The 21,921-nt window shown below is 64.5% G+C and carries 20 protein-coding genes; 11 read left to right on the top strand and 9 right to left on the bottom strand.

Annotated elements, in window-relative coordinates; all coding sequences use genetic code 11:
- Positions 1 to 12: 12 nt before the first annotated feature.
- Complete coding sequence (locus tag D9V28_RS10255) at positions 13 to 768, bottom strand: IclR family transcriptional regulator (RefSeq protein ID WP_121659583.1); 756 nt, start codon at positions 766 to 768, stop codon at positions 13 to 15.
- Between the two features lie 100 nt (positions 769 to 868).
- Between D9V28_RS10255 and hutH the strand changes: the two genes are divergently transcribed.
- The 3 genes from hutH (at position 869) to hutI (ending at position 5,413) form a co-directional block, all read left to right on the top strand.
- The gene (gene hutH, locus D9V28_RS10250; RefSeq protein ID WP_121659582.1) at positions 869 to 2,455 is read left to right on the top strand and encodes a histidine ammonia-lyase; all 1,587 of its coding nucleotides are present in this window, start codon (positions 869 to 871) and stop codon (positions 2,453 to 2,455) included.
- Between the two features lie 127 nt (positions 2,456 to 2,582).
- A complete protein-coding gene (hutU, locus tag D9V28_RS10245; RefSeq protein WP_121659581.1) occupies positions 2,583 to 4,238 on the top strand; it encodes a urocanate hydratase in 1,656 nt (551 codons plus the stop codon).
- The gene (hutI, locus tag D9V28_RS10240; protein WP_121659580.1) at positions 4,235 to 5,413 is read left to right on the top strand and encodes an imidazolonepropionase; all 1,179 of its coding nucleotides are present in this window, start codon (positions 4,235 to 4,237) and stop codon (positions 5,411 to 5,413) included. The genes hutU and hutI overlap by 4 nt, the downstream gene beginning before the upstream one ends.
- A gap of 1 nt (position 5,414) precedes the next feature.
- Here the strand turns inward: hutI and D9V28_RS10235 are convergent, their stop codons facing one another.
- Both D9V28_RS10235 and D9V28_RS10230 read right to left on the bottom strand, forming a co-directional pair.
- Entirely contained in the window at positions 5,415 to 5,759 is a 345-nt protein-coding gene (locus D9V28_RS10235; RefSeq protein WP_220700480.1) for an RNA polymerase sigma factor, read from the bottom strand.
- Between the two features lie 186 nt (positions 5,760 to 5,945).
- Complete coding sequence (locus tag D9V28_RS10230) at positions 5,946 to 6,551, bottom strand: hypothetical protein (RefSeq protein WP_121659578.1); 606 nt, start codon at positions 6,549 to 6,551, stop codon at positions 5,946 to 5,948.
- 218 nt (positions 6,552 to 6,769) lie between these two features.
- On the opposite strand from D9V28_RS10230, the gene D9V28_RS10225 reads away from it, so the two are divergent.
- Together D9V28_RS10225 and D9V28_RS10220 are read left to right on the top strand one after the other, a co-directional pair.
- Positions 6,770 to 7,807 (top strand): hypothetical protein, encoded by a 1,038-nt coding sequence (locus D9V28_RS10225; RefSeq protein ID WP_121659577.1) that lies wholly within the window; start codon positions 6,770 to 6,772, stop codon positions 7,805 to 7,807.
- Positions 7,804 to 8,187, top strand: coding sequence for a GntR family transcriptional regulator (locus tag D9V28_RS10220; protein ID WP_121659576.1), 384 nt, complete (start codon positions 7,804 to 7,806; stop codon positions 8,185 to 8,187). Before D9V28_RS10225 ends, D9V28_RS10220 begins: the two co-directional genes overlap by 4 nt.
- 2 nt (positions 8,188 to 8,189) lie before the next feature.
- Here the strand turns inward: D9V28_RS10220 and D9V28_RS10215 are convergent, their stop codons facing one another.
- The 3 genes from D9V28_RS10215 to yczR form a co-directional block, all read right to left on the bottom strand.
- Complete coding sequence (locus tag D9V28_RS10215) at positions 8,190 to 9,101, bottom strand: arginase family protein (protein WP_121659575.1); 912 nt, start codon at positions 9,099 to 9,101, stop codon at positions 8,190 to 8,192.
- A gap of 102 nt (positions 9,102 to 9,203) precedes the next feature.
- Positions 9,204 to 12,764, bottom strand: coding sequence for an efflux RND transporter permease subunit (locus tag D9V28_RS16315; protein ID WP_229727803.1), 3,561 nt, complete (start codon positions 12,762 to 12,764; stop codon positions 9,204 to 9,206).
- A gap of 234 nt (positions 12,765 to 12,998) precedes the next feature.
- Positions 12,999 to 14,429 (bottom strand): MocR-like transcription factor YczR, encoded by a 1,431-nt coding sequence (yczR, locus tag D9V28_RS10200; protein WP_121659574.1) that lies wholly within the window; start codon positions 14,427 to 14,429, stop codon positions 12,999 to 13,001.
- A gap of 62 nt (positions 14,430 to 14,491) precedes the next feature.
- On the opposite strand from yczR, the gene yczE reads away from it, so the two are divergent.
- The gene (gene yczE / locus D9V28_RS10195) at positions 14,492 to 15,145 is read left to right on the top strand and encodes a membrane protein YczE (RefSeq protein ID WP_121659573.1); all 654 of its coding nucleotides are present in this window, start codon (positions 14,492 to 14,494) and stop codon (positions 15,143 to 15,145) included.
- A gap of 12 nt (positions 15,146 to 15,157) precedes the next feature.
- On the opposite strand, the gene D9V28_RS10190 is transcribed toward yczE, so the two are convergent.
- Entirely contained in the window at positions 15,158 to 15,508 is a 351-nt protein-coding gene (locus D9V28_RS10190) for a hypothetical protein (RefSeq protein ID WP_121659572.1), read from the bottom strand.
- A gap of 104 nt (positions 15,509 to 15,612) precedes the next feature.
- A complete protein-coding gene (locus tag D9V28_RS10185; RefSeq protein WP_121659743.1) occupies positions 15,613 to 16,356 on the bottom strand; it encodes a MerR family transcriptional regulator in 744 nt (247 codons plus the stop codon).
- Positions 16,357 to 16,503: 147 nt separating this feature from the next.
- On the opposite strand from D9V28_RS10185, the gene D9V28_RS10180 reads away from it, so the two are divergent.
- Both D9V28_RS10180 and D9V28_RS10175 read left to right on the top strand, forming a co-directional pair.
- Complete coding sequence (locus D9V28_RS10180; protein WP_121659571.1) at positions 16,504 to 16,803, top strand: rhodanese-like domain-containing protein; 300 nt, start codon at positions 16,504 to 16,506, stop codon at positions 16,801 to 16,803.
- A 60-nt stretch (positions 16,804 to 16,863) separates the two neighbouring features.
- Positions 16,864 to 17,514: a dihydrofolate reductase family protein gene (locus D9V28_RS10175; RefSeq protein ID WP_121659570.1), complete on the top strand. Its 651-nt coding sequence runs from the start codon at positions 16,864 to 16,866 to the stop codon at positions 17,512 to 17,514.
- A gap of 4 nt (positions 17,515 to 17,518) precedes the next feature.
- Here D9V28_RS10175 and D9V28_RS10170 read toward each other — a convergent pair whose 3' ends face one another.
- Positions 17,519 to 18,034 (bottom strand): GNAT family N-acetyltransferase, encoded by a 516-nt coding sequence (locus D9V28_RS10170; RefSeq protein ID WP_183086490.1) that lies wholly within the window; start codon positions 18,032 to 18,034, stop codon positions 17,519 to 17,521.
- 198 nt (positions 18,035 to 18,232) lie between these two features.
- On the opposite strand from D9V28_RS10170, the gene D9V28_RS10165 reads away from it, so the two are divergent.
- The 3 genes from D9V28_RS10165 to D9V28_RS10155 all read left to right on the top strand — a co-directional run bounded on the left by D9V28_RS10165 (position 18,233) and on the right by D9V28_RS10155 (position 21,921).
- On the top strand, positions 18,233 to 19,129 hold the full coding sequence (locus tag D9V28_RS10165) for a DUF4097 family beta strand repeat-containing protein (protein WP_121659568.1): 897 nt from the start codon (positions 18,233 to 18,235) through the stop codon (positions 19,127 to 19,129).
- Positions 19,126 to 19,755, top strand: a complete 630-nt coding sequence (locus D9V28_RS10160; RefSeq protein WP_121659567.1) for a PadR family transcriptional regulator — start codon at positions 19,126 to 19,128, stop codon at positions 19,753 to 19,755. The genes D9V28_RS10165 and D9V28_RS10160 overlap by 4 nt, the downstream gene beginning before the upstream one ends.
- Positions 19,756 to 19,887: 132 nt before the next feature.
- Positions 19,888 to 21,921 carry an APC family permease gene (locus tag D9V28_RS10155; protein ID WP_229727805.1) on the top strand — a complete coding sequence of 678 codons (2,034 nt, stop codon included), beginning with the start codon at positions 19,888 to 19,890 and terminating at the stop codon, positions 21,919 to 21,921.

The following is a 21,921-nucleotide window of genomic DNA, read 5'->3' as shown; positions in this document are numbered from 1 at the left end:
GGCGAAAGCTCCTCAGCCGCCGATGCGTCGCGAGAGCTCGGCGGCAGCGGCAGACACCGCGGAGACGAGAGTCGTTCTCTCCGAATGGGTGTCGCTTGGAAACGTCACGGCAATGGACGCCGCTGGCCAGCCGACGTGGTCCCTCACCACAACGGCGACGGATGCCATTCCCTCGGTCACTTCACCATCTTCCGTCGCGAATCCCTCGGACGATACGGTGTCGAGCAACGCGCGCAGTTCCCGGTAGCGTGCAGGACCGCTGCCCGTCCGATCGACAAACGCAGTGGCATCCGGAAACAGGGCACGCACTTGCTCTCGAGGCAGGGACGCGAGCATGGCCCGGCCGGACGCGGTGAGGTGCGCCGGGAGCCGCACGCCGACATCCGTGACGAGGTGCGGACGCCGCGGCGCGCGCTCCTCGACGATGTAGAGAACGTCGCGCCCGTGCATCACGGCGAGGTGAGCACTCTCCCCCACCCGGTCGACCAGGTCGGCGAGCAGCGGGTGGCCAAGCCGGCTCAACGGTTGCTGGCGGGCGAATCCGCCCGACAGTTCAAACGCTGCCACTCCGAGTCCATACCGGCGGGCTTCGGGCAGGTGCACGACAAACCCTCGTTTCTGCAGGACTCCGAGCAGGTGGTAAACGGTGGATCGGGGCAAATCGAGCGCGGTGGCAAGGGTCGCGGCAGCAACCGGACCACGCTGGGTCGCGAGGTGACTGAGAATGCGAAGCGTGGCATCCGCTGCTGGAACCTGCGAACCGGGCATTGGTCACTTCCTCATCACCCTTGGCCGGGCGTCTGAGATCCCAGACTAGTGCGGCCGGCTCGCTGTTGTCCGCAAACCGTGTCGGTGATCGAATCGAGGCATGAACACCCTGCCGTCTCCCCCGCGAGCACCGCAAGCGTCCGCGCACGCCGAATCCGTCACTCTCAGCGCACGGCCGCTGAGTTTCGACGAGGTTGTTGCCGTTGCGCGCTTCAACGCTCGCGTGGACCTGGATGCCCAAGCCCTTGAGGCGGTCGCAGCCACCCGCAGCATCATTGACTCACTCGCCACAGATCCGGCTGGCCACTACGGCATCTCAACCGGATTCGGCGCTCTGGCCACCACGTACATTGACCCCGCCAGGCGCACCTCACTGCAGCGCAGCCTCATCCGTTCACACGCGGCCGGCTCGGGCTCCGAAGTCGAGCGGGAGGTGGTCCGCGCGCTCATGCTGCTTCGACTCTCCACCCTTATGTCCGGTCGAACCGGCGTGCGCACCGCGACCGTCGAAACCTACGCGGCCCTTCTTAACGCCGGCATCACCCCGGTCGTCTACGAATACGGGTCGCTCGGTTGCTCGGGCGACCTCGCCCCCCTTGCGGCCTGCGCCCTGGCCGTGATGGGTGAGGGGCAGGTTCGGGATGCCGCCGGGAGCCTCCTCGATGCAGCCGACGCTCTCGGGGCGGCCGGTATTTCATCGATCGAGCTCGCGGAGAAAGAAGGACTCGCTCTCATCAACGGGACAGACGGCATGCTCGGCATGCTTGTTCTCGCCCTCTCCGATCTGCGTGTGCTGCTGCAGACTGCCGACATCGCGGCCGCAATGAGCGTTGAGGCGCTCCTCGGAACGGACGCCGTTTTCGCTGCGGACCTTCAGGAGCTCCGCCCCCAACTGGGTCAGGCCGATTCCGCGACGAACCTGCGGGCGCTGCTGGCCGATTCCCCTCTCGTGGCCTCGCACGCCGGGCCGGAGTGCACCACGATTCAGGACGCGTACTCCTTGCGCTGCAGCCCACAGGTGCACGGCGCTGCTCGTGACACTGCAACACACGCCGCGCTGGTCGCCTCCCGCGAACTGGCAAGCACGATCGACAATCCCGTTGTCACGGTCGACGGCCGGGTCGAGTCCAACGGAAACTTCCACGGCGCCCCGATCGCTTACGTGCTCGACTTCCTGGCCATCGCCGTCGCCGATGTGGCGTCGATATCCGAACGGCGGATCGACCGGCACCTTGACGTGTCTCGCAACAAGGGGCTGCCGCCGTTCCTTGCCGCCGAGGTCGGCGTCGACTCGGGGCTGATGATCGCCCAGTACACCGCGGCCGGCATCGTCTCCGAGCTCAAGCGACTGGCAGCGCCCGCATCGGTTGATTCGATCCCTTCCTCCGCAATGCAGGAGGATCACGTTTCAATGGGCTGGGCCGCCGCCCGCAAGCTGCGCCGGTCGATCGACGGTCTCGGCCGGGTGCTGGCCATCGAGGTGATGACCGCCTCTCGGTCGCTCGACCTGCGTGCCCCGCTCAAACCGGCGCCAGCAACCGGTGCCGTCCGTGATCTCGTTCGCACCGTTGTGGCCGGCCCCGGTCCAGACCGGCACCTCTCGCCCGAAATCGAGTCGGTGTATGACCTCGTCCAAGCTGGATCGATAACGGATGCCGCAACCACCATCACGGGGAGGTTGCGATGACGCGGCAGTCCATAACTCAGCCAATCAGTTCCGGAAAGGCCGATTTGTCGAGGATTTCCGGCCTTCAGCCACGTGCAGGCGGAGTTACGTACACAAGCGCAGGCGCATTCGCCACGAAAGGACCGCAATGATCGACACCCGCATCATCCGCTCCCCCAGGGGTTCAACGCTGACGGCGAAGAGTTGGCAGACCGAAGGTCCGCTGCGCATGCTCATGAACAACCTCGATCCGGACGTCGCCGAGCGGCCGGACGACCTCGTCGTCTACGGCGGCACCGGAAAAGCAGCGCGCAGCTGGGAAGCATTCGACGCGATTGTGCGCACCCTCGAAACGCTTGAGTCGGATGAGACCCTGCTGGTGCAGTCGGGCAAACCGGTGGGTGTCTTTCGTACCCATGAGTGGGCGCCGAGGGTGCTCATCGCCAACTCCAACCTCGTCGGCGACTGGGCAACCTGGCCGGAGTTCCGCCGACTCGAGTCGCTCGGCCTCACCATGTATGGCCAGATGACCGCGGGTTCGTGGATTTACATCGGCACGCAGGGCATCCTGCAGGGCACGTACGAAACCTTCGCGGCGGTCGCGGCGAAACGATTCGGCGGCAGCCTCGCCGGGACCCTCACCCTCACCGCCGGCGCTGGCGGAATGGGCGGCGCGCAACCCCTCGCCGTGACAATGAATGACGGCGTCGTGCTCATTGTCGACGTGGATATGACCCGACTTCAGCGTCGGGTCGACCACGGTTACCTCGACGAACTCGCACCGTCACTCGACCGGGCGATCGATCGGGTTATCGGGGCAAAGGCACAACGCACTGCACTCTCGGTCGGTGTCGTCGGCAATGCGGCCACCGTCTTCACCGAGCTGCTCGAGCGCGGTGTGCCCATCGATGTTGTGACCGATCAGACCAGCGCCCATGACCCGCTGAGTTATCTGCCCGAGGGAGTGTCAGTGACCGACTGGCATACCCTCGCTGATCACGACCCGGCGAGCTTCACCGAGCTGGCCCGAGCCTCCATGGCGAAACACGTCAACGCCATGGTTGGATTTCAGGACGCTGGCGCCGAGGTCTTCGACTATGGCAACTCGATCCGGGCGGAGGCGAAGCTCGGCGGCTGCCAGCGCGCCTTCGACTTTCCCGGGTTCGTACCCGCATACATCCGCCCGTTGTTCGCCGAAGGTAAAGGCCCGTTCCGGTGGGCTGCACTCTCCGGCGACCCTGCGGATATCGCCGCGACGGATCGCGCCATCCTCGAACTCTTTCCTCACGACGAGCACCTCCACCGGTGGATCACCAAGGCGCAGGACAAGGTGCAGTTCGAGGGGCTGCCCGCTCGCATCTGCTGGCTCGGGTATCAGGAGAGGCACCTCGCCGGGCTGAAATTCAACGAAATGGTTGCATCCGGCGAGCTGAGCGCGCCGCTCGTCATCGGCCGAGACCACCTCGATTCCGGCTCCGTCGCCTCACCGTACCGCGAGACCGAAGGCATGGCCGACGGCTCGGACGCCATCGCCGACTGGCCCCTCCTCAACGCGCTGTTGAACACGGCGTCCGGTGCGACCTGGGTGTCGATCCACCATGGCGGAGGCGTCGGCATCGGCCGTTCCATTCACGCGGGCCAGGTGATTGTCGCCGACGGCACTCCGCTCGCCGCCGAGAAAATCGCGCGGGTCCTGGTCAACGACCCCGGCTCGGGTGTGATGCGCCATGTCGACGCCGGCTACGACCGCGCCGCCGAGGTTGCACGAGATCGCGGCCTGCGCATACCGATGCAGGAATCATGACCACCCGGCTCATCACCAACATCGGGCAGCTGGTCACCAACGATCCCGAGCGCGACGGTCTCCTCGGCCTGATTTCGAACGCCGCAGTGCTGATGGAGGACGAACACATCGCCTGGGTCGGCAAGGCAACTGCGGCACCTGACGCAGATTCGGTGACGGATGCTGCCTGTCACGCGGTCCTGCCCGGTTTCGTCGACAGCCACACCCACCTTCTATTCGGCGGTGATCGGGCGAACGAATTCGAGGCGCGGATGGCCGGGAAACCCTATGCCGCTGGCGGTATACGAACAACGGTGGCCAGCACACGGGAGGCACCGGAGGATGAGCTCAGACTCCGGCTGGCCGGGCTTGTTCGTGAACTGGCCGTGCAGGGGACGACGACATTTGAGATCAAGAGCGGGTACGGACTCGACGTCGACACTGAGGAACGACTCGTTCGCCTCGCTGCGGAGGTCACCGACGAGGTGACGTTCCTCGGGGCGCATGTCGTCCCACCGGAGTTCCAGGGCCGCGCTGACGAGTACGTCGACCTCGTAATCGGTCCCATGCTGGATGCGTGCGCGCCCCACGCCAGGTGGATCGACGTGTTCTGCGAGACCGGCGCGTTCAGCACGGAGCAGGCACGGCGTGTGCTCGAAGCTGGCGCCGCGCGGGGACTCGGTATCCGAATGCACGCGGGCCAACTGGGGAAGAGCGACGGAGTCCAACTCGCTGTCGAGCTTGGCGCCGCAAGCGTCGATCACTGCACTGCCTTGAGTGACGATGACGTGCGGACACTCGCATCATCCGACACCGTGTGCACCCTCCTGCCCGGGGTCGAGTTCTCGACGAAACAGCCATACCCGAACGCACGTCGGCTTTTCGACGCTGGTGTGACCATCGCGTTGGCCAGCGACTGCAACCCGGGCTCCAGCTTCACGTCGTCGATGGCATTCTGCATCGCGGTTGCGGTGCGTGACATGGGCATGACGCCCACGGAAGCGGTGTGGTCCGCCACCGCGGGGGGTGCGGCTGCACTCCAGCGAACCGACATCGGCCGGATTGTCGTCGGAGCTCGTGCTGACCTGGTCGAGCTACGCGCACCAAGCTATCTGCACCTGGCCTATCGGCCTGGTGTTCCGCTGGTCGAGCGCGTGTGGAGGGGCGGCGAGCTCGTCTCGTTCGACGTTCCTTGACTCACTCGGGCTGCGCCATCGCGTCCCCGGACGGAACCAGCCGCGCGACTGGCGCGTCGGCGGCGGGTCGGAGCGAATCGTGAAGCCGTTTCCTTGCACGCTCGTAGCGCCCACGGGCCGTTGACTCTGACACCCCCGCGATTCCCGCCGCCTCGCGCAGAGAGAATCCGTCCCAATGGACCAACTGAACAAGCTCGCGCTGGTTCGCAGGCAATGCTTCGATCGCCTCGCGCACCTCGGAGTATTTGTCAGGCTCGTCGACGTACGAGAGTCTAATCGTTGCCCGCCGCACTGCTCCACGGCGATGGTTCGCGAGAACCCGGCGAGCAACCCCGAACAGCCACATTCGCGCCTCCTCGCTGTCGTCGGGCAGCCTGTCGATTCGCCGGTATGCCACCATAAAACGTTTCGCTCAGCAGGTCCGCCGCGTCTTCAACCGGTGACACCCGCCTGGCCAAATAGTTCAGAAGCGAGCCAGAGGCCGCCTCATAAAGAAGCGTGAGGCGCTGAGCGTCGCTCCCGTCGAAAGTGCTCACTCGCCCACCTCGTCACAGGTTCCCATGGATTCAAGCCAGACGCCGTGTTTGAGGTAGCCCGCTTCTTCGAACTCGGAGGTGATCTCATTTGAGGCCAGCATGGACAGGAGGTGCGGATTCGAGATCCCTGCTTCCTCCCGCAACGCTCGTTGCTGTGGGGTCATGGCATCGAGGTATGCCTCGACGTCGTCGAGATCTACGGTGATGTCCGACCAGTCCCCGTCCTGAAGAAATCGTCGCGCCTCGTCCAAATGACGTCCCGCATCCGCGCCACCCGCGTGCTCGTCCTGGCCGACCCGCACGATGACGACGCAATTGGTCAGCTCACCGCCGTCAGTCACGGGAAATTCGCGGCTCACCACCAGATCGGGTTCCCAGGGCGCCCATGCCACCAGCGGCGGAATCGCCGCTGCGGAGGCAGCAACGGCCACCGTGCCAAAGACGAGAAAATTCCACCACCGCGGCCGTCGGGGGCGGAAGGGCTGACCTTCTCCGCTGGCAGCACCGGCCGCCACCTCTCGCGCTCTGTCCGCGACGCCGGGCAGCGCCGTCGCGTCGGGTGGCCTGCTTTCGTTCAGCAATCGATCGAGCCTGTCCGACATATCGCACCCTTTCCTAAATCCGCCCCTAACTACGACATGTCCGGACGACGACACAGTTACACGGTCACGCAAAATCTTTTGCTTGATTGAACCGCACAGTCCCGGGGAACGGGTCGTCAGACGGGGACCGGCGCGAATTTGATGTAGCCGGCTGCACCTTGTACTCGCTATGCGGTACAAGTTGTGCTAGAAAGACGGTACAACTTCGAAGGAGCACAATGCCACCGAGCCCACTCTCCTCCCTCGGCCTGGGGGATCTTGTCCGTGCCGCTCTGTCACTACCGCTGTTCTCGCTCCTGCTCGCGGTTCTGGTCTTCGCCATCGTCCTGATGGTGAACAGGCGACAGGAATCCATCGACCGTTCGGCTGCGGCGCCCCACGTAGTGACCGTGCGGTACCGCCACGAACACCGCATACTCGGCATCGGTTCCCTCGTCGTGATCGCCGTCTTCTCAATCGAGAACGTTGTTCGCGGCTACCTCGTCATGACGCCGGATGTTGTTTCCTGGTGGCGTTTTGCAACGCCGGTATTTGCGGTTTTCGCCGTTCTCGCCGTGGCCCTTGGCTCCATCCTTGTTCGACGGTCGGCACTACCGACGCAGCCGGTGATGCCGCTCGGGCGCCGAACGTGGAGGACCTTCAACTCCACCAGCGACATCGCTCTTGCTCTTTCATCAGTTGCCGCCTTGCTTGTGACGACGATTCTGGCGGGTTTGGCGTCATCTGCTGACAGCCGAGGACGTTTCATTCATCTCCAGATCCCCGTGCCGAACTCGACGGTGGACCCCCTGCGGCCGTGGTTTTATGGCTGGGCGTACGGAGTTCCTGTTCTGATCGGTCTTGCCGGGCTCGCCGTTGTGACAGCGCTGACACTTCATGCCAGTGCGGCGCGCTCGTTTCTTCGCCCGGATACCGTGGGGCCGGAACAGGGCGAGCGGATGAAGACCGCCTCGGGGGTTGCGCGTTTGGCCGCGGCGGCCAGCCTGCTTGCGCTCGGCGGAGCGCTTCGTTTCATCGCGAGAGCGGGTTCGCTTTCAGGCGTGTCCATCGAGGATGGCAATGGGCAGAGCAATACCTACGAGATGATTTGGAAGTACGCAGAATTCGCCGTTGTGGGCGGCTGGCTTGCTCCGGTACTCGAGGTCGTCGCGTTCCTGCTGCTTCTCCTTGTCGCCAATCGACTTCTGCGTCGGACGCCCGCTGCCAGGACCATCGGGCCCCGCGACACCGCGCAGCCGGCGGGGGCCGCGCGTTGACCCTGCAGCCCCTCCAGACATCGGCTGAGGAAACAAACCGGTCCCTCGACATCTACCGCCAATTTCGTGGTCTCATCGTCTCGGGTCAATTGGGCGCTGGTGAACGCCTGCCCACCGTGCGACAGACAGCGCGAGACCTCGACGTCGCGCCGGGTACAGCCGCGAAGGCGTACAAGTTGTTGGAACGGGACGGTCTGGTAGTGACTCGCACGGCCGCCGGTACGCGCGTGGCGGCGTCGGCGGGCACCCTCCCGCTCGCGGTCGTGCGGCGGATCCGCGACCTCGCAGCCGAGGCGCAGGCGGCTGGTGTCGCTGCCGAGGACGTCGCGGATGCGCTCAGAGCCGTTTGGGAGTTCAGCACCACCGAACCCATTCCGTAGCGTTACCGGGCGGCGACGCCCGCCGCGATCTCCAGGACGCACAGCGCGGCGAGCCGCACAGTGCGACCGTCCGGCGCATCGGCAAGGGCGTCGATCTCAGTGATGTCGATCGAACGAACCCGGCCATCACGCCCGGCGGCACGTGCTGCGGCTCGCAACTCATGAGCAGCGAGCCCGCCGGGCACGGACGCGGGGCAGGCGGGGGCGACGGACCGGTCACACACGTCGACGTCGATGTCGACATGGACCGGTCCCCCGGCTGCTCCGGCGACGTCGAGGGCCTCAGCCAGAACATCGGCCATCGGCCGCCCGTGCAGATCGTCGCGACGGACGACCGTGATACCGAGGTCCCGAGCCCGGTCGGTGTACGCCCTCGAGTTGGCAAAGTCGGCGATCCCGATCTGAACGACACGTCGCCCGTCCAGGCCCGCCTCGAGAAGGCGGCGCACGGGCGATCCGTTTGACACACCGTCGCGAAGGTCGTGATGTGCGTCGAGCGTGACAAGACCGGCACTGTCGATCGCGTCGCCCCATGCTCCGAGTGCGGCAGGCACAGTCGCGGCGTTGTCACCGCCCAAGGCGACGGTGACGGCGGCGCGACCGACAGCATCCGTCATTGCCGAAATCGCACGTCGCTCACCTTCGTCACCGTCCGGGTCGATCACATCTCCGACGTCGGCGAACACCAGGTCGTCGACGTTACGACCGTCGAGGGACGCCGCGAACGGCGAGTACCGGCGGAGCGCATTCCGAATCGCCGCCGGAGTAGCTTCAGCCCGGGTCGGCGACAGCGAGGTGCGCCAGGTCGGGATGCCGATCAGGGCCAGATCGATGGCACCGACGATGTCCTTCGGCGACGGCCAGGACCCCGCACGTGGCCACAGCGGATCGGCGGGCAGCGCTGAAGTGACCATGCCGAAACGCTAGCAAGCTGATTCACGCGCGCGACAGCATCCGCTCGCCGTTATGGTCTGGGATTCCAGACGCCCGGTGAGCTGACCTTAATCGAAGGAGAGCTAGGTCGCCGGTGTCGGGTCAGCGACCTCGGCCCGCTCCTTCGCATCGTGACGGTTCTGCCTGCGCTCTCGAGCACCTTCGACGAGGTTGTACAGCGTCGGCAACACCACGAGCGTGAGGACCGTGGACGAAATCAGTCCGCCGATCACCACGATCGCCAGCGGTTGCGAAATGAATCCGCCGTGGCCCGTGATGCCGAGCGCCATCGGCACAAGCGCGAAGATGGTCGCGAGCGCCGTCATGAGGATCGGACGGAGCCTCCGCGACGAACCGTGTCGCACCGCGTCGGTCACCGCCATGCCCCTCGCCCGATACTGGTTCACCAGGTCGACAAGCACAATGGCGTTCGTCACAACGACACCGATGAGCATGAGCACACCGATCAGCGATGCGACACCGAGCGGAACGCCGGTGATGACCTGCAGGGCGATGGCGCCCGTCGCCGCGAACGGCACGGAGATCAGCAGGAGCAGCGGCTGCCGCAGAGAGCGGAAGGTCGCAACCATAACGATGTACACGATGAGGATGGCCGCAAGCATGGCGAGGCCGAGCTGCTGGAACGCGGTTCCCTGGTCGGCCGTGACGCCTCCGAGGGTGGCCGTCGTTCCGGCCGGAAGGTCAGTCTCGTCGAGCATGGTGGCAACCTCAGCGCTTGCCGTTCCGATGTTGTCACTCGCCGGGGTGAGGGCGACGGTCGCTGATCGCTGCCCGCGCACCGAGGTGATCGTCGATGGACCGTCGACCTCTTCGACCGAGGCGAGACTGTCGAGGCGGACCGGTCCGAGGAGGGTCGGCACCTCGAGCGCGGAGAGTTCCTCGATTGACGCTGGCTGGTTCTCCGTGGCGATGTAGATGTTCAGGGTGGTCTCATCGATCACGATGGTTCCGGTTGTTGTCGGCTGCATGGCCTGCGAGACGAATCCACCGAGTGCCACCTCGCTGTATCCCGCTGCGGCGGCGGAGTCACGGTCGACCTGGACAGCGACGTACGGGCGGGAATCGCTGAGGTTATTTGTGACCTGACGCATTCCGTCGAGGTCCTTGCCAGCGTTCGTGATGGCATCCGTTGCTTCCTGCAACGCGTCCTGGTCGGGAGCGGTGATGTCGACCTCGATATCGCTGGATCCGCCGAACCCGCCAGCTGCGGCGAGTTCGATCTCGCCTGCACCGGTGATGTCAGCGAGCTCGGACCGCACTGTGTCTTGCAGCGCTTCCTGATCGGCCGACTCGTCTGTTGTTACCGAGTACGTGATGCCACCTTCGCCGCCCCCAGCGAATGCGGAGAACAGTGAGTTGCCTGACGAACCGATGGTGACCTGGACCGTGTCGATGCCTTCGATGCTGCGCAGGGCATCTTCCACCTGGGTCGCGGCGGCGTCCTGAGCGTCGAGGCTTGTACCGACCGGCAACTGCTGCGAAACGCTGAGCGTGTTCTGACCTGAATCGCCGAGGAAGTTCGTCTTCATGAACGGCACAAGCGCCAGGGTTCCACCGAGCACGAGCACAGCGAGCAGGATCGTGGCGACCGAGTGCTTGAGCGTCCAGTTGATGATCGGCAGGTAGCCCTTTTGCAGCAGCGTGGGGTGGTCGAGTTCGTCTTCTTCTTCGACACCTGACTTGCGGCCGCGTCGTGTGGCGACCTCTCCGGTCGCGGCAGCCATCACGGGCTCGCCCTCCGCGACGGGTTCTGGCTCGGCGTCCTCGACCGAAACGGGGCCCTCAACCGGCTCGACCGAGTCGTTCGTGATCGACGCTGCGTCGGAATCCGTCGGTTCTGCCGCACCGGAGTTGTCGACAGTTGTGTCTGTGACAGCCTTCGGCCGTGCGATGTACGACGGGTCCACGATCGATGGCGAGGCGGACACACCGGCCGGGAGCGCCGTGGTCGGTTCCTCGACCTCCGCCGCGGCGGTGTCGACCTCGGTGTACAGCACCGCGGCCGGTTCACTGGCGGAGGAGCCGTCGGACGCGACGAGCGCCGGCTCCGGGATTGTCGAAGCCTTGGGCGCCTTCGCCGGCTTGGGAGCCTTCGCCGGCTTCGGCGCCTTGACTGGCTTGGCACTCTTGTCGGTGCGAACCTTCGCCCGCAGGAACCAGTACGCGAGCACGGGAACGATGGTGAGCGACACAAACAGCGAAGCGAGCAGCGCAATGGTGACCGTGAGGGCGAACGGACGGAACAGCTCGCCGGTCATGTCGCCAACGAAGGCCAGCGGCAGGAAGACGGCAACCGTCGTGATGGTCGACGCGGTGATGGCACCGGCCACCTCGCGCACAGCGGTGACGATCGAGAAGGCGCGCCCGTCAGCGGAGCGGTCGCGCGCGGACGTCATGTGTCTCTTGATGTTTTCGATCACAACGATCGAGTCGTCAACAACCCGACCGATTGCGATGGTCAGGGCACCGAGGGTGAGGATGTTGAGTGTGTAACCGGTGGCCTGCAGTCCGATGAACGTGATGAGTACGGACGTCGGGATTGAGATTGCCGTGACGAGGGTTGCCCGCACGTCGAGCAGGAACACGAGGATGATGAGGACGGCGAAGATGAGCCCGAGCACACCCTCGGTGGCGAGCGACTCGATCGACTGCTGGATGTACGGAGCCTGGTCGAACACGATGGTGAGCGTGACATCTGAGCCGAGCGTTTCCTCAAGCTCGGGCAGCAGCGCGTTCACGGCCTTCGACACGTCGACGGTGTTGGCCGCGGGCACCTTGGTCACGGCGATGGTCAGCGCTGGTTCGCCGTTGACGCGGGAGATGCTCGTCACCGGATTGTCTGTGAGTGAAACGGATGCCACGTCGCCAAGGGTGAGGACGGCGCTTCCCGGTGCTACCGGGGCTGCGCTGACCAGCGGGAGTGCGGCGAGATCGTCGACCGATCCAAGCTTGGATCCGGTTTGGACCGCGAAGGTACTGTCTTCCTGGGTGATTTCGCCTGCCGGGAGGAGCACGCCATTCTGTTCGAGGGTCGTGCTGATGTCACCGCGGTTCAGTCCGGCCCCAGCCAGCCGAACAGCATCCGGAACTATGGTGATCCGCTGGCCGACTTCGCCAATGAGGGCAGCCTCGCGGACACCCTCGATGTCCTCGATGTCGGGTACGGCGTTCTGCGTGAGGCTCTCGGCCAACGCGTCGGTGTTCTCGCCTGAGCCCGATGCCGCGATCTGGATAACCGGAAGATCGTCGAGTCCCCCGGACAGGACCTCAGGCTCAACGCTCTCGGGGAGGGTCGACTTGATGCGGTTGATCGCCTGGTTGATCTTCTGCTCGGCGGTGGCCAGGTCGGTACCGTATGTGAAGGTGGCTGAGATGAGGCTGAGGTTCGTCGACGAGGTGGTGCTCGTCGATTCAATACCAGGGACACCCTGAATTGCCGTCTCGATCGGCGTCGACACGTCGTTGTTGACCACCTCGGGCGCAGCGCCCGGGTAGCTTGCCACGATCGCCAGCTGCGGGAAGGTGACACTCGGTGCGAGTTCCTGCTTGAGGCTGCCCATCGCGATGCCCCCGAACACGGCTGCAACGATGGTGACGAGCGCGATGAGCGCGCGGTTTTTCATGCTTAGAACAGCAAGGACGTGCACGGTTCTCCTGAGGGAAATGCGAGGGCTGCCGCGAACGCGACGAAACGGGCGGCACGGGCCGCCTATCCCTGAAATTGTGTCACAGCGCCCGTGCAGTAACTGCATGATGGACAAACGCACAGGGTTCCGTTACCGGCGTGGAACACGCGTGAATTCGAACTGCGGGCCAGTGCGGAGAACCGACGCCGGTGACTGAGCGAACGCGCCCGCTCAGACGACTTCTGAGAGGAGCGCCGACTCGGGAACCGGCGCGCGGAGAATCGACTGCCACGCTGTCGCGAGGGCGTCGATTGCCAGTTCGGTGTCATCGACCCCGTAGGTGATCGGAATGCGAATGAACCTCTCGAACGCGCCGTCGATGCCGAACCGCGGGCCGGACGCGATGAGAAGCCCCTGGGTGCGAGCGGCGAGCGCGAGTTGGGAGCTGACCGGAACACCCAGATTGACCCAGATCGACAGTCCGCCGTTGACGCGCGGAACGTCCCAGTACGGGTACCGCTCACCGAGCAGCTCCTCGAGGCGGTCGCGAGTCGCCTTCAGCTGCCCACGCCGGACCTCGAGAATTGCCGGCATCTCGGGGAGCAATTCGAGCACGGTGAGTTGCTCAAGGATGGGTGTCCCGAGGTCACCGATCGACCGCGCGGCCACGAGCTTGCGGATGACGCCACGGTCAGCACGAATCCAGCCGAGGCGGATGCCGCCCCACACAGTTTTTCCCACCGACCCGACGGTAATGATTTTTGCTCCGGCCTCGTCGGTGGCCGCAAAGGGTGGGAAAGAGTCCGGTCGGTCAATGTCGAGGTCACGCGTCGTCTCGTCGATGACAAGCACGGTTCCCTGCCGTGCGGCCGCCCGGCACACCCGGCGGCGAGTCTCGAGCGGCATGCTCGCGCCCGTCGGGTTGTGGAAGTCGGGCATCAGGTAGGCCAGGGTCGGCGAGGAGTTGTCGAGCGCATATTCGAGGTCACCGGCGTCCCAGCCGTCCTCGGCCGTCACCGGGATGGGTACCAGACGAGCTCCGGCCGAACGCAGTGCGTCGTGCGCGTGCGGATAGGTCGGGTGCTCGATCAGGGCGCGGTCGCCGCGGGAAAGGTGGGTGCGTGCGATCAGTCCAATCGCGTGCTGGGCACCGAGCGTCACCATGATTTCGTCCGGGGAGGTGGGCAGCCCGGCCTCAAGGTACCGATCGGCAATCGCCGCCCGCAGCTCTGGCAGGCCAATGGTGTCGTAATCGAAGTCGTCGAGGTAGCGCGGGAGCCGCGCGGCTGCACGAACGGCTGCACCGGTCATCGCTCCGATAGCGGGAAGGGCGGCCTTGCTGAAGTCGAGGTACCCCGACCGCTGGGCCGTCACCGGCCCTGGCCGCACCCCGGGTAGCTGAGCCACGCTGCCCGAGCCACGCACGCTCTCCAGGAAGCCGTTGTCCCGCAGCTCCTTGTACGCGGCCGTCACGGTGGTGCGGCTCACGTCCAGTCGCTCGGCGAGGTCCCGTTCGGCCGGCAGGCGAGTGTCGGCCGGGATCCGTCCGTCCAGGATCAACAGTCGAATCCGATCGGCGAGGCTGCGATAAGCGGCATCGTCGCTGCGCCAGGGGCCAAGGAGGGCGGAGAGCGCACGCGCGGTGATGTGGACGTCGACCATGAGGCCACTATAGGCAGATTGGCCTCTTGCCAGAAGGCCAATTGTGAAATTGGATTGTCTTTATGATCCGCCGTGTCGTCCAACTCTTCCTCGGGCTCTTCCTCTATGGAATCGCCCTCGCCCTCATCATCAGGGCGGCCATCGGTGTCTCACCGTGGGATGTGCTCAGCCAGGGCATCTCGCTCAAGACGGGATGGGGATTCGGGCTCATCACCGTCGTGGTCGGCGCGATCATCCTCCTGCTCTGGATTCCCCTTCGCCAGAAGCCCGGAATCGGCACCGTCTTCAATGTCCTGCTCGTCGGGCCGGCAGCCGACCTCGGTCTCTGGCTGATCCCCGAGAACCTCGACCTCTGGGCGCGGATTCTGTTCTTCGCCGCCGGCCTCTTTCTGCTCGCCCTTGCAACGGGCCTCTACCTGGGTGCCCGCTTCGGCGCCGGCCCGCGGGACGGGTTGATGACCGGCGTACACGAACTCACTGGCTGGCCGATCTGGGTCGGCCGCACCGGCATTGAGATCGTCGTGCTCGCGGCCGGCTGGATGCTCGGCGGCAACGTCGGCATCGGTACAGTGCTGTTCGCCGCGCTGATTGGGCCGCTCTGCAGCACCACCATCCCGTGGTTCCGCATCGCGCTGCCAAGCGATGTGAGCACAGATGAGCGGCTGGAAAGCACGGTCGAGCCGAGCGAGCCGCTTCTCGACTCCCCCGCGCACTGACCCGGGCGCGGCTCAGGCGCGCTCGGCGCGGTATCGCACCAGTAGCCGGTCGAGCAGTGAGCCGAGTTCGGCCGCGAGCTCATCGTCCAACGATGAAAAGGAGAACGTCGCCCGTCCGGTACGCCGAGACTGCAGGGCTTCAGCGGCCAGGGCGACATCCTCGGGGTAGCGATCAGCGATGATCAGATAGAGCCCGACCTTTTCTTTGCCCCGCTTGAGCGCCGCAAAGTAGTCATGCCCCGTAGCCCCAGGCCACACCAAAGCCGGAACACCATAGATCGTTCCGTCGACGAGCTCAGGTCGATAGCGATCCAGCAGCGCCCACAGCCGCTCCTCCACCTGCTCAACGTTCGCTGCGGTCACACTTGCAGCCTAGGGATATCCGCCCAATCCGGATAGCAGTTTTTTCACGTCACCACGTGACATCCGCCGAATTAATGAACGGATGCCACGTGGCCTTCTCTGCACTACAGGTTGCGGTTCGCGTAGATCGCCAGCGCATCGCGCACAAGAGTGGCGCCTGCTTCGCCGCCGTAGTTCGCCGCGAACCGCTCGTCGGCGACGTACATCTCGCCGAGGCCTGTGACGTACTCCTGAACCGCGCCTGGCGTTCCGGGGATCGACGTAAGCCACTCGACGTGGCGTCGAGCGAGTGTCTGCGCCTCGTCACTGTCCGGCGCGACGCCGGCTCCGGCAGCGGCGGTCCAGTCCGAGCTCAGTGACGCGACCTGCGCCTGCCATTTAGCCTTCTCGGCGGCGCTCATAGACCGCCACCAGGAGTCACTGCGCGAGTACGCGTCCTCGCCCCATCGCTCGACGACCTCGTCCTTGTACTGCGTGTGGTCGAACCCGTCAAACATGTTCTCTGCCATCAGTTGTTCACCTCTCTCCATTCTCCGTATGGTCTCTGTCACCGACGCGACCTGCCTGCCGATTCGGTCCTGTTCTTTGTGCAACCAGCTCAGGTGGTTGCGGAGTGCGCCAGTGGCATCCGTCGCCGTCTTCAAAACGTCGGCGATAGCGGGCAGCCCGAGCCCGAGATCACGCAACAGCAGAATGCGCTGCAGCCGCACGAGTGCGGTTGCGTCGTAGTAGCGGTAACCGTTTGATCCGATTCGCGTCGGCGGAAGCAGACCGATGTCGTCGTAGTGGCGGAGCGCTCGCGACGTTGTACCCGCGCGCTTCGCGATGTCTTGAATTGACCACTCCACGTGCTGTTGCATCCGTCCCTCCTCTCGAACAACAGCAACGTTAGAGGTTGACGCAGCGTCAAGGTCAAGGGAAATCTTCCGAGCCGTTTTGCGCATGTTCACCGACGAGCGGAGAATCGAACCGACAGTTCTTGGGAGGACCGCACCATGCAGAGCATCACCGTTACCGAACTCGCCGCGCTCGAGGGAGCCACCGTTATTGACGTACGCGAGCCGGACGAATTCCGTCAGGTGCGTGCTGCTGGCGCTGTGAGCATCCCGATGAGCCAGATCATCGACAGGGTCGACGAACTCCCCGAGGACGAAACGATCTACCTCGTCTGCGCCGTCGGCGGCCGCAGCAGCAAGGTCGCCGAATATCTGGAATCCCGCGACTTCGATGTCGTCAACGTCGATGGCGGCACCTACGCGTGGACGGACGCGGGCCTTCCGGTCGAACAGGGCTAAGCGATACCCTGCTGTTCGCCGCGCCTCACGCCGGGGTATCGCGAACCGCAGGGAGAGATTGTGAAGCTGACGCTCACCGAGTTCCTGAGTCTGGATGGCGTTTGCCAGGGCCCGGGGTCGCCGGATGAGGACACCAGCGATGGCTTCTCGCGAGGCGGATGGTTTGTTCCGTACATGGACGACGGCTTCGTTCGCCAGGCATCGGACTGGCTTGGTGAAGCAGACGCCCTCCTTCTTGGGCGGCGCACCTACGACGCATTCGCACGGGACTGGCCCCAAATCACCGACCCGAACGATCCCTTCACCTGGCGCATGAACAATCTGCCCAAGTACGTCGCGTCCCACACTTTGACGGTTGGCTCGTGGAACCCGACCACGATCCTCTCCGGCGACGTCGCGGCGCAGGTGGCCGAACTGAAACGGCAGCCGGGTCGGCAGCTCCAGATCCACGGCAGCGCCAGGCTCGCCCAGTCCCTGCTCGCAGCGGGCCTGATTGACGAGATACGGCTCGCGATCGCTCCTGTGGTCGTCGGTCAGGGCCGCAGGCTCTTCGCGACGGATGGCCCTTCGATGGGACTGCGGCAGACAAAGAATGAGACAACTCCGGGCGGCCTCACAGTGCAGGTCTATGAGCTGGCAGGCTCAGCTCCGTTTGCGACATACACGGGCATCTCCGACATTCCTGACATTCACGGAACTGTCGACAACTGACGGCCTACCAGTTCAATGCGAACACGATGTCGTCGCCGAGTGCGTCACCAGTCGCTAGGTCAAGATCGGGTCGACGCTCCAACCCAACGGCAAGCGCGGTGCGCTGCGACGCGACGTTGCCGTGCTTCGTATAGGCGATGAGCGGATGCTCGGAGTGATCGGCACGCCACAGCTCGACGGCAACGGCGGCGACTTCTGCGGCGTAGCCATGTCCCCAGGCCCGGGGTATGTACCGGTATGCCAGATTGAGCACGGGACGATCACGCCAGGTTGAGCGGCGGACGCCGGAAAATCCGATGATGCCCGCGTCGTCTCGCACCGCCCAATAGCCGAAGCCATGCTCCCGCCAGTGCCCAAGCCATTCCCCGAACATCTTTTGCGCGGCCGAACGTACAGTGAGCGGCCCAGCCGGATTGAACTGATTGGTCTCCGGGTCGGCGTGAATGGCCCACATCGCGTCAAAGTCCACGACGGAAAGCCGGTCGAGGCGCAGGCGGGCCGTTTCGACGGTCGCACTCATGCGAGGTGCCCCTGGGATGCTGTCATGCTCAAATCCTGCCAGCCACCTCCGACAGCGCACCCCTCTCTCTTCCTGAGTATCACTCGAAAGCCCTTGCCACATCGCGCAACGCGATATATCGTGACTTTCAACAGATCGCGATATATCGCGTTCGAAGCAGCCAGGGTTCTTCAGGGACCGGCAGGAGAAGGAAATCACATGGCACTGGAAAAATGGATCGTGCTCCCCGGTGAGTCACGCGTCATCGATGTTGAACTCGTGCGGTCGCTCAAAGTGGGACTCATCGGCGGACAAATCGACATCCTCGCCCACGACGAACCGGGCGCCCGCGTCGAGGTTCACTCGGTCTCCGGCAAGGACCTCAAAATTTCGATCGACGGAGACGTCCTCGAGATCGACCACCCCCAGTTGGGCTGGGAAAACTTCCTCGACGTCTTCAAGTCGTTCGGCCAGAACTCCGCCAAAGCGCAGATCAGCGTGCTGGTGCCGCGCAAGGTCGCGCTGACCTTCGGGATGGTTTCGGCGAACGCCCTCATCTCAGGCCTCTCGACAAGCGCCCGCCTTTCGACAGTGAATGGTGAGCTGCAGATCGAGGGCGTCACAGGAGACCTCGACCTCAACGCCGTCTCCGGCGAGATCAACGTGCAATCACACACCGGCGCCATCAACGCTCACAGCGTCTCAGGCGACATCGCCGCGTCTGGCAAGATCACCAAATTTTCGAGCGACACCGTCTCGGGCGCGGTCTTCGTTGACGCTATCGGCCGGTGCGACAGAATCTCGACCAACAGCGTCTCAGGCAGCCTCACCGCACGGCTCGATGCGAGCTCAGGCACACGGTACGTGGTCAACACGGTGTCCGGCACGCTCCAGCTCGACAGTTCCGTCATCAAGGGCACCAGGGGTCGAGGGTTCTCAAGCACCACCGAGGGTGACGGCAATTTCTACACCGATGTCCTCGCGAATTCGGTGTCGGGCAACGTCACAGTGATCCGGCGGTCGCAATCCGAAACGGATGCCACGGCTTCCGATTCGCAATCCACTCCCGAAGGCGACGACGACGTGAACGCATTCACCGCCGGAGGTCACGCATGACCCCGGTCTTCAGCCACGGCAGCCTCCGTCTTTACCTGCTCAGCCTTCTCGCGGAAGGCCCCAAGCACGGCTACGAGCTGATCCAGGCGCTGTCGGATCGCTTCGGCGGCACGTACTCACCGAGCGCGGGAACGATTTACCCCCGACTCGGCAAGCTCGAGGAGGACGGCCTGGTCACCAAGGAGAGCGACGGCCGCAAGACCGTGTACTCGATCACTGAGGCCGGCAGGCGGGAGCTTGAGAATCGACGGCTCGATCTCGACGCGATCGAACTCGAGGTCACCGACTCCGTCCGCCGCCTCGCGGACGAGGTGCGCACCGGGGTAACGGATGCGATGCGAAGCCTCAAAGCGGACCTTGCCTCGGCCGCTCGCCAGGCCAAGCAATCCGCAACCAGTGCACCGTTCGTATCGACAGACTCCCCCGACCCGCGCACCACAAGCAGGGTCGCGATTCACGACGCCGACACAGTGCTCGCCGACTTCCGGCAGGCTGTGCGCACCGAACTCCGCTCACACGTCGGGGACGGCGGCACAGTGACAGACAGCCTCGTGCGGCAACTGAAGGATGACCTCGACCGCGTGCAGGCCAGCTTCCGGTCGGCCCTCAGCAGCAGGCAGGGCTGACCAGCCTCATCCACAAGAGCCAGTGATCCGTCCGCGAGGAAGGACCACTGGCTCTTGTGCAACTCCCGCGCGCCGTGATTCCTCTTCGCGACCCGCTTGACTCCGGGAGCCGAAAGAGTAGTGTTCTCGCTCGTGACGAATCAGGGCAAAGAACCTGGGCCTGACAACCGAGTGGTCAAACGTCTTCTTCTCGGTGAGCCTCTCCCCACAGCAAAACTTGAAGGCCAGCTGCTCTCCAAACGACTTGCGCTGCCTATCTTCGCCAGTGACGCGTTGTCCTCTGTGGCGTACGCGCCCCAGGAACTGTTGATGATCCTGACCCTCGGCGGGCTTGCCTTCCTGAGCTTCGCACCCTGGGTTGCCGCCTGCGTCGTCCTGCTGCTGCTCGTCGTGGTTGCCAGTTACCGACAGCTCGTCAAGGCGTACCCGTCAGGTGGTGGCGACTACGAGGTCGCCCATAAAAATCTCGGCGAGAGGGCCGGGCTCGTCGTCGCCTCCGCGCTTCTGGTCGACTATGTGCTCACCGTCGCGGTCTCCGTGGCATCCGGTGTCGACAACATCATCTCCGCGCTACCGGCACTGAACGGCTGGCGGATTGAACTGGCGGTCGGCTTCGTCGTTATCCTCATGGCGGTCAACCTTCGCGGTGTGCGCGAGTCGTCAAAAGCCTTCGCCGTGCCCACCTATCTGTTCATCGCGAGCGTTCTCCTGATGCTCATCGTCGGCCTCATCCGCACCGCCTTTGGAGACGCGCCCGTAGCATCGAGCGCCGCGTACACCGTCGAAGGGGAAGACCTCAGCCAGGCCGCCTTCATCCTCCTGCTCCTCCGCGCGTTCTCGAGCGGATGCAGTGCGCTCACCGGCGTCGAAGCAGTTTCCAATGGTGTTCCGGCGTTTCGACGACCGAAGGTCAAGAACGCGCAGGCGACACTCGTGTTGATGGGCGGGACGGCCATCGTCCTGTTCGCCGGGCTCACCGCTGTCGCGCTCATCTCGCAGGTGCACTACGCCGAGGACGCTTGCCACCTCATCGGGTTCCAGAATTGCGAAACGACACCTCAACCGAGCCTCGTCGCTCAAGTCGCGACCGCGGTGTTCGGAGCGAACAGCGTTCTCTTTTACGTCATTCAGGCGGCAACAGCGTGCGTGCTGCTCCTCGCAGCCAACACGGCTTTCAATGGGTTCCCGCTTCTCGGCGCGGTTCTCGCCCGTGATTCCTACGCCCCGAAGTCGCTCAACACGCGGGGTGACCGACTCGTCTTCTCCAACGGCATGATTGTGCTCGGCCTCGCCGCGTGCGCCATCCTCGTGGTCTATCGGGCCAACCTCACCCAACTGATTCAGCTCTACATCATCGGCGTCTTCGTCTCATTCACGCTTGGGCAAGCCGGTATGGTGCGGCACTGGATGGGTCTGCTTCGCGGCGGCTGTACCAACCGCTCCGAGGTGTGGCGCGGACTCGTGGTCAACGCCGGAGGGGCCGTGCTCACCGCCGTCGTCCTCATTGTGGTGACCATCACGAAATTCACGCACGGCGCCTGGCTGGTCTTTGTGCTCATGCCCGTCCTGTACACACTCATGCTCGGGGTCAACCGGTACTACCGCGACGTCGAGACAGAGATCGAGGTCGACGAAACAACTGCCTTCGGCGCCGATGGTGATCACGCCATTGTTCTCATCAACAAGATGCAGAAGCCGGCGCTCAAGGCGCTCGATTACGCCCTCGCCGCCAGACACCAGTCGATTGTCGCCATCCACATCGCCGCAGATGAGCAGACGGCCCAACGACTGGAACAACAATGGCAGGAACAGAACATCCGCGTTCCCCTCATTGTTCTCGAGTCGCCCTATCGGGACTTCGCGGTGCCGATCATCAGATACATCGCGAAGTACCGCGAGAATCACGGGCCAACTGTCGTGACCGTGTACCTGCCTCAATACATCGTTGGCCACTGGTGGGAGAGCATCCTTCACAACCGTCGCGCCAACCGCATACGTCAGCAACTGATGCTCGTGCACGGCGTCACCATCGCGCTCGTCCCGTGGTTGCTGGACTCGTCTGAACTAATTTATGGGCGTCGCTCACGACCGCTGCCCGGTCAGGAGAGGCGCGGCGAGCCGGTGCGGCCAGGCACACGCGAACGGGTGAGCCACCCGAGGAGATAA

Source organism: Mycetocola zhadangensis (assembly GCF_003668565.1).
GTDB classification, from domain to species: Bacteria; Actinomycetota; Actinomycetes; order Actinomycetales; family Microbacteriaceae; genus Mycetocola_A; species Mycetocola_A zhadangensis.
Note: the sequence above shows the minus strand (reverse complement) of the source record. Positions and strands in the feature narration are given on the sequence as shown.

Excerpts from the sequence above, each read along its gene's own strand:
- D9V28_RS10165 (WP_121659568.1), top strand. The coding sequence starts at position 18,233 with ATGGCACTGGAAAAATGGATCGTGCTCCCCGGTGAGTCACGCGTCATC.
- D9V28_RS10180 (WP_121659571.1), top strand. The coding sequence starts at position 16,504 with ATGCAGAGCATCACCGTTACCGAACTCGCCGCGCTCGAGGGAGCCACC.
- D9V28_RS10170 (WP_183086490.1), bottom strand. The coding sequence starts at position 18,034 with ATGAGTGCGACCGTCGAAACGGCCCGCCTGCGCCTCGACCGGCTTTCC.
- D9V28_RS10230 (WP_121659578.1), bottom strand. The coding sequence starts at position 6,551 with ATGTCGGACAGGCTCGATCGATTGCTGAACGAAAGCAGGCCACCCGAC.
- yczE (WP_121659573.1), top strand. The coding sequence starts at position 14,492 with ATGATCCGCCGTGTCGTCCAACTCTTCCTCGGGCTCTTCCTCTATGGA.
- D9V28_RS10235 (WP_220700480.1), bottom strand. The coding sequence starts at position 5,759 with ATGTGGCTGTTCGGGGTTGCTCGCCGGGTTCTCGCGAACCATCGCCGT.
- hutI (WP_121659580.1), top strand. The coding sequence starts at position 4,235 with ATGACCACCCGGCTCATCACCAACATCGGGCAGCTGGTCACCAACGAT.
- hutH (WP_121659582.1), top strand. The coding sequence starts at position 869 with ATGAACACCCTGCCGTCTCCCCCGCGAGCACCGCAAGCGTCCGCGCAC.
- yczR (WP_121659574.1), bottom strand. The coding sequence starts at position 14,429 with ATGGTCGACGTCCACATCACCGCGCGTGCGCTCTCCGCCCTCCTTGGC.
- D9V28_RS10215 (WP_121659575.1), bottom strand. The coding sequence starts at position 9,101 with ATGGTCACTTCAGCGCTGCCCGCCGATCCGCTGTGGCCACGTGCGGGG.
- D9V28_RS10255 (WP_121659583.1), bottom strand. The coding sequence starts at position 768 with ATGCCCGGTTCGCAGGTTCCAGCAGCGGATGCCACGCTTCGCATTCTC.
- hutU (WP_121659581.1), top strand. The coding sequence starts at position 2,583 with ATGATCGACACCCGCATCATCCGCTCCCCCAGGGGTTCAACGCTGACG.
- D9V28_RS10225 (WP_121659577.1), top strand. The coding sequence starts at position 6,770 with ATGCCACCGAGCCCACTCTCCTCCCTCGGCCTGGGGGATCTTGTCCGT.
- D9V28_RS10160 (WP_121659567.1), top strand. The coding sequence starts at position 19,126 with ATGACCCCGGTCTTCAGCCACGGCAGCCTCCGTCTTTACCTGCTCAGC.
- D9V28_RS16315 (WP_229727803.1), bottom strand. The coding sequence starts at position 12,764 with ATGAAAAACCGCGCGCTCATCGCGCTCGTCACCATCGTTGCAGCCGTG.